The sequence below is a fragment of the Actinacidiphila paucisporea genome, assembly GCF_900142575.1.
Taxonomy (GTDB): domain Bacteria; phylum Actinomycetota; class Actinomycetes; order Streptomycetales; family Streptomycetaceae; genus Actinacidiphila; species Actinacidiphila paucisporea.
This window is the reverse complement of sequence record NZ_FRBI01000004.1, coordinates 394153-400873: the sequence shown is the minus strand read 5'-3', so window position 1 is coordinate 400873 and position 6721 is coordinate 394153. Positions and strand designations below refer to the sequence as shown.

Genomic DNA, 6721 nt, shown 5'->3' with positions numbered 1-6721 from the left:
CTTCACCGTTCGACTTGCATGTGTTAAGCACGCCGCCAGCGTTCGTCCTGAGCCAGGATCAAACTCTCCGTGAATGCATCCGGGATATCCCGGTCCACCACGCAAGAGCGGCACCCGAAGAGGAATAATCCCCAGGCGCACAGCATCCTCGCTATGTGTGTTTTTCTTCAAAGGAACCTCATCACGCACCCACAAAAGGCACGCGACGGGGTATCAACATATCTGGCGTTGACTTTTGGCACGCTGTTGAGTTCTCAAGGAACGAAAGCTTCCTTCGAGACCGTTTCACCGGCCCCTCCGGGCTTTCCCTTCGTTGTGTCTCCGACTTTAGCAGAAGCTATTCGGTCGGAATTACCAACCCCGTTCCGAGCACGCACGTTTCCGCGGGTCTCGTCGAGGCGGTCGTGCCAACCTACTGGACTCCCCCGCACGGGGCAAATCGGGGGAGGGATCCGGACGGCTGTGCGGTGGGTACGCCTCGGGCGGAATCCCCACTTGGCATGACTTAGGCTGCTGTCGCGGCTCGCCGTCCCGTGACAGGCTGTGACGGCGTTGTGATCTCCGCATCTAGGAGGCTTCCCCCATGACGACCGTTTCGTCTCCCCTTGCCGGCCGGGTCATCGGGCTCGCGGCGGTGCCCGACCCCGTGTTCTCCGGAGCGATGGTGGGTCCCGGCACGGCGATCGACCCGGTGCGCGAGCCCGGTGAGGCGGTGTCTCCGGTCGACGGAGTGATCGTCTCCCTGCACCCGCACGCCTTTGTCGTCGTGGACGACGCCGGCCACGGTGTGCTGACCCATCTTGGCATCGACACTGTCCAGCTCAATGGCGAGGGCTTCGAACTGCTCGTATCGAAGGGCGACACCGTCGCCCGCGGTGACGCGGTCGTGCGCTGGGACCCCGCGGCTGTGGAGGCGGCGGGCAAGTCCCCGATCTGCCCGGTGGTCGCGCTGGAGGCCACCGCCGAGGCACTGTCCGGGCTGGTCGAGTCCGCCGACGTGGCAGCCGGCGACACCCTTTTCAGCTGGAAGTAGGGCGGGGACCGATGGAGACAACGCTGCAGGGTGTCGGTGTCAGCCACGGTGTGGCGATCGGCGAGGTACGCCACATGGGCACCGCGGTCCTCGAACCGCCGGCCAAGCAGATCGCGTCCGGGGACACCGCTCGCGAGCAGGGTCGGGCCCGGCAGGCGGTGGAGGCGGTGGCGGCCGACCTCAACGCCCGCGGGCATCTGGCCGGCGGTGAGGCGCAGGCCGTACTCGAAGCCCAGTCGCTGATGGCGCTCGATCCGGAGCTGATGGCCGACGTCGAGCGGCGGGTCGCGGTCGGGAGCACGGCGGAGCGTGCCGTCTACGACGCTTTCGCCTCCTACCGGGCGCTGCTCGCCGGCGCCGGGGACTACCTGGCCGGGCGGGTCGCGGACCTCGACGACGTACGGAACCGCATCGTGGCGCGGCTGCTGGGTGTGCCGATGCCGGGAGTGCCGGACAGCGACGAGCCGTACGTACTGATCGCGCGGGACCTGGCTCCGGCGGACACGGCGCTGCTCGACCCGGCGCTGGTGCTGGGCTTCGTCACCGAGGAGGGCGGGCCGACCAGCCACAGCGCGATCCTGGCGCGGGCGCTGGGTGTGCCCGCTGTGGTGGCGCTGCCGGGCGCGGGTGAGCTGTCCGAGGGCACGGTCATCGCGGTGGACGGCAGTACGGGCGAGGTCTTCGTCGAGCCGAACGCGGAGAAGCGGGCCGCGCTGACCGAGGCGGCCGCCGAGCGCAAGGCGGCGCTGGCGGCGTCGTCCGGTCCCGGTGCCACGTCGGACGGGCACAAGGTGCCGCTGCTGGCGAACGTCGGCGGTCCCGCGGACGTGCCGGCCGCGGTGGCGGCGGGCGCGGAGGGCGTGGGCCTCTTCCGCACCGAGTTCCTCTTTCTTGACGACTCCGCGAACGCTCCGTCGGAGGAGAAGCAGGTCGAGGCCTACCGGCAGGTGCTCGAGGCGTTTCCCGGCAGCCGGGTCGTGGTGCGGGTACTGGACGCGGGCGCGGACAAGCCGCTGGACTTCCTGACGCCGGCGGACGAGCCGAACCCGGCGCTGGGGGTGCGGGGGCTGCGCTCGCTGCTCGACCACCCGGAGGTGCTGAACACCCAGCTGCGGGCGCTGGCCACGGCCTCGGCCGGCCTGCCCGTCTACCTGGAGGTCATGGCGCCGATGGTGGCGGACCGCCAGGACGCGAAGGCCTTCGCCGACGCGTGCCGCGCGGCGGGTCTCGCGGCCAAGTTCGGCGCGATGGTGGAGATCCCGTCCGCTGCCCTGCGGGCCCGGTCGATCCTGCAGGAGGTGGAGTTCCTTTCGCTGGGCACCAACGACCTGGCGCAGTACACCTTCGCTGCCGACCGGCAGGTGGGCGCGGTGGCGCGGTTGCAGGACCCGTGGCAGCCCGCGCTGCTGGACCTGGTGGCGCAGGCCGCCGAGGCGGCCAGGGCCGAGGGGAAGAGCTGCGGTGTGTGCGGTGAGGCGGCGGCGGATCCGCTGCTCGCGTGCGTGCTGACGGGTCTGGGCGTCACCAGCCTTTCGATGGGTGCGGCGTCGATTCCTTATGTACGGGCGACGCTGGCGAAGTACACGCTGGCGCAGTGCGAGCGTGCGGCGGCGGCCGCACGGGCGACCGACAGCGCGGACGAGGCGCGGCGGGCCGTGCAGGGCGTGCTGTCCGGCGAGTAGCCGCCGCCCGGGTCGGGCCGCCTGCGGGTCAGGCCGCGCAGGTCATCGGGAAGGGCGCTTCACCTCGGGGTGGGGCGCCCTTCCGGGCTTTCCGGCCGCCCCGGCCGTCGGCGCCCGGACGTCCCCCGGTCCCGACGTCTGGGCGCCCGGCACCCCAGCACCCCCGGCACCCCGAACCCCGGCGCGTCATCCTCTGCCCGGCTCGTCGCCCGGCAGGGGCGGTGGCAGCGGGAGGCCCGCCCGGTAGCGCACTCCGCCTTCGGGTGGCACGGGGTCGCCGGTCTCGGGGTCGGTGCAGTAGGCGTTGAAGACCTCGGCCTCGGTGAGCGGGCGCGGGCCGTCCGGGTGCAGGGACCAGCCGTAGACCGTGTCACTCCCCGTGCTGTCGGTGGTGCGCAGGACCAGGCCGCCGGGGCGGGTGGCGACGCGGGCCGCGGCCATGACGGTGCACAGGACGAGGGCCTCGGTGTCGGAGACGTGCAGCTCCCCGTCGGGGTCGGCGGTGATGTGGGCGGCGGCGAGCAGCGGGTCCCCGTCGTCGCCGGGGAGGCTGCACACGAAGTGGTGTGCGCCGGGGCCCGCGGCCTCGACGATGCGCAGCAGGGTGTGCGAGGCCAGGTCGAAGGCGCAGTGGGCGAAGGGCTCCTCGCAGTCGGGGCACTGGCCGACGGCGGTGAGGATGTCGCCGGCGCGGTCCCAGACGGCGCGGCGGTCGGCCTCGCGGGCGAGTTGGACGCGTAGCAGTGCGAGGGGCTGGCGGGTGTAGGGGACGGCGGGTCCTGTGGTGCTGACCGCGGCCGTGTACTGGACGCGGGAGGCCGGGGTGTCCGGTGGCCGGCGGGTGTCGGCGCAGTGGTCGGCGTACCGGTCGGGGTCGAAGAGGGTGACGGCGACGCTGGTGCCCTGGGCGTACAGGGAGCGCAGCAGCCCGTCCAGGTGGTGCAGATACAGACCGTAGTCACGGAACGGGAAGCTCGGATAGTCGGTCATGGCGGCGAAGTCGTGGTCGTCGAGCAGCAGTCCGACGACGGTGGGTGCTTCACGGCGCAGGGCGCGGCGGTAAGCGGTGCGCCCGGGGGGACGGCGGTCGCTCTGACGTGCCGCTTTACCGCGTCCGGGGCGCTTGCGGGCGTGGTCGGCCCTGCGGGCGCCGGTGGGCTTCCCGGTGCTGCCGCGACGGCCGCTGCTGCTGTCGGTGCTGCTGGTGCGTGACATCTTTCCCCCTGAGCGCGAATCCGAGTGATCCCTACTGCTCACCGACTGTAATCGGAGCCACTGACAACGGGGCCTCCGCGACGGCCGGGGGGTGCCGGTCGAGGCGGCGCAGGACCAGGTGGCGCTGGAGCAGCGCGGCGCCGGCCAGCAGGATGCCGAGGCCGATCCAGCCGGCCGGTCCGGCCGCGATCACCACCGAAGTGAGCAGCAGCGGGCCGACGCATCGGGAGGTGGACTGCGCCAGGCCGTGCACACCGACGTAGTTGCCCTGGGCCTGTGCGGGGGCGAGGCAGACGGAGAGCTCCCAGGAGACGGCGGACTGGATCATCTCGACAACGGTGAAGGCGACGGCGGCGGCCACCACGGCCACCGTCGCGGCCCACCGGGCGTGCAGGACGGCCACGGCGGTGGCGGCGCAGGAGAGCACGAACCAGACGGCAACCTGGCGCAGCGAGTCGGCGGCGAGGCGCGCCGAACTGCCGTAGCGGGCGAGCCGGACCTGGAGGAGGACGACCAGCACGGTGTTGATGACGAAGATCGCGGCGGCCAGGCCGTGCGGCGCCGTGGTGCGGGTGACGATCCACAGCGGGAGGCCGACGGTGAGCGCGCAGCCGTAGAGGAACATCACCGAGTCGAGCGCGGCATAGCCGAGGTAGCCGGCGTCACGCCAGGGGTTGGCGGCGCTCGGCGGCTCGACGGGGCGGGTGCCTGCCGGGGACGCCGTGTGGGCGACGACTGTCCTGGTGGCGGAGGGCGGTTCGGCGCAGCGGGCGACCATCAGGGCGACGAGGACGAAGGACAGGCCGTCGCCGAGGAGCAGGACGCGGTAGACGGCGGTGGTGCCGACCGCCAGGGCGGCGGAGGCGGCGAGGCCGCCGATGGTGTAGCCGAGGTTGACGACGGTGCGCTGGACGGCCTGGTAGCGGGGGCGGTCCTTGCCCGCGACGCGGGCGGCGAAGAGCTTGGTGAGGACGGAGGCGGAGCGTTCGCCGAGGCTGCCGAGCGCGACCAGCGGCAGGAGTTGCCAGAAGCCGTGGGCGACCAGGAGCAGCAGGCCGGAGGCGGCGCGTATGACCTGGACGGCGAACAGCACGCGGGTGAGCGGCAGTCGGTCGGCGAGGCGCCCGGCGAGGGGGGCGCCCGCGATGCCCGCGACGCCGCCGAGGCCGAGCAGGAGTCCGGTCCTGCCGGTGTCCAGGCCCGCGACGACGACGAAGTAGAGCGCGGTGACCGAGAGCCACAGGCCGGAGCCGATCTTGTCGACCAGGTTGATCCAGAGCATCCGCCGCCCGTCGGGGCCGCCGGGTATCTCCGGAATCCTGAGTATCCGCTGTGCCCGTTCCCTCATCGGCGCCGCCTGCACGGCATCACGTCCTCGGATCGGCGGTGGCGTGCCGTCGGTCGCGCACTTGCCAACGCGTTTGTATTGATACATAATCATCTCTGTGCCGACACAATATGCGATCCACGGTGCGACGGCCAGGGAGATTTCCGCCTCGGCCGAACGCGCGGTCAGCGAGGGCAGGTTGCGGCCGGGCGAGGCACTGCCGCCGGTGCGCGGCCTGGCCGACGCTCTGGGGGTGAGCCCGGGGACGGTGGCGACGGCCTACAAGGAGCTGCGCCGCCGCGGCATCGTGGTGACCAGGGGGCGGGGCGGCACGGTGGTGGCGCCGGCGCCGGTGGTGACCTCGCGGCGGCCGCCGCGGGTGCCGGAGGGGCTGCGCGACCTGGCGGGTGGTCACCCGGACCCGGCCTTCCTGCCCGATCTGGTGCCGCCCGGCCGGCTGTCGCCCGGCGCGCGCTCGCACCGGGCGTCGCCGCGGCTGGCGGAGTTGGAGGAGCTGTCCCGCGCCTGGTTCGCGCGGGACGGGGTACCGCAGGAGCGGGTGACCTTCGCGCACGGGGCGCTCGACTGCATCTCGCGGCTGCTGTCGGTGGAGCTGCGGCCGGGGGACGCGGTGGCGGTGGAGGACCCCGGCTTCCACCATCTGCTGGACCTCATACCGGCGTTGGGGCTGCGTACGGTCGCGGTGCCGGTGGACGACGAGGGGCTGCGGCCCGAGGGGCTGAGGTCGGCGCTGCGGGCCGGGGCACGGGCGGTGGTGCTGTGTCCGCGGGCGCAGAACGCGTACGGCTCACGGATGTCGGCGCGGCGCAGGGACGATCTGCTCGCGGTGCTGGCCGAGGCGCCCGAGGTGCTGGTGGTGGAGGACGACCACAGCGCGGACACCGCGGGCGGGCCGCTGCACTCGCTGGTGACGGCCGGTGCGGACGGCCCGGCGCGCTGGGCGCATGTCCGCACCGTCTCCAAGCACCTGGGCACCGACCTGCGCTGGGCGGCCATGGCCTGCGACGCGACCACGCTGGCCCGCCACGACGGCCGGCTGCTGCTGACCTCGGGCTGGATCAGCCATGTGCTGCAGGAGACGGTGGTGCGGCTGATGACCGATCCGGCCACCGACGCGCTGGTGGCCGCCGCGGCGACCGCGTACCGCGAGCGGCGTGAGGCGCTGATCGGGGCGCTCGACGGCTACGGAATCGGGGCGCACGGAGCGAGCGGGCTGAATGTGTGGGTGCCGGTGCGGGACGAGTCCGCGGTGGTCAACGGGCTGCGCTCGCACGGCTGGTGGGTGGCGGGCGGTGCCCGTTTCCGGATCGCCGCGGGGCCCGGGGTGCGGATCACCACGGCGGATCTGGCGGCGCCGGACACCGCTCGGCTGGCCGGTGACTTCGCCGCCGTGCTGGCCGAGTCCCTGGACACGTACGGCGGTTGACGAGGCGTCGGGCCCGG

General features: G+C 72.9%; 5 protein-coding genes and 1 rRNA gene. 3 read left to right on the top strand and 3 right to left on the bottom strand.

The window, feature by feature from the left end:
- A 16S ribosomal RNA gene (locus tag BUE44_RS09730) occupies window positions 1-74 on the bottom strand; the annotation flags it as partial.
- 509 nt (window positions 75-583) lie between these two features.
- On the opposite strand from BUE44_RS09730, the gene BUE44_RS09720 reads away from it, so the two are divergent.
- Window positions 584-1033: a PTS sugar transporter subunit IIA gene (locus BUE44_RS09720; protein WP_073496149.1), complete on the top strand. Its 450-nt coding sequence runs from the start codon at window positions 584-586 to the stop codon at window positions 1031-1033.
- A gap of 11 nt (window positions 1034-1044) precedes the next feature.
- The gene (gene ptsP / locus BUE44_RS09715) at window positions 1045-2715 is read left to right on the top strand and encodes a phosphoenolpyruvate--protein phosphotransferase (RefSeq protein ID WP_073496147.1); all 1671 of its coding nucleotides are present in this window, start codon (window positions 1045-1047) and stop codon (window positions 2713-2715) included.
- A 186-nt stretch (window positions 2716-2901) separates the two neighbouring features.
- On the opposite strand, the gene BUE44_RS09710 is transcribed toward ptsP, so the two are convergent.
- Both BUE44_RS09710 and BUE44_RS09705 read right to left on the bottom strand, forming a co-directional pair.
- The gene (locus BUE44_RS09710; RefSeq protein ID WP_073496145.1) at window positions 2902-3930 is read right to left on the bottom strand and encodes a hypothetical protein; all 1029 of its coding nucleotides are present in this window, start codon (window positions 3928-3930) and stop codon (window positions 2902-2904) included.
- A gap of 31 nt (window positions 3931-3961) precedes the next feature.
- Window positions 3962-5278 carry an MFS transporter gene (locus tag BUE44_RS09705; protein WP_235001987.1) on the bottom strand — a complete coding sequence of 439 codons (1317 nt, stop codon included), beginning with the start codon at window positions 5276-5278 and terminating at the stop codon, window positions 3962-3964.
- Window positions 5279-5375: 97 nt separating this feature from the next.
- Here BUE44_RS09705 and BUE44_RS09700 point away from each other — a divergent pair, with 97 nt between their 5' ends.
- On the top strand, window positions 5376-6704 hold the full coding sequence (locus BUE44_RS09700) for an aminotransferase class I/II-fold pyridoxal phosphate-dependent enzyme (RefSeq protein WP_073496141.1): 1329 nt from the start codon (window positions 5376-5378) through the stop codon (window positions 6702-6704).
- Window positions 6705-6721: the final 17 nt, after the last annotated feature.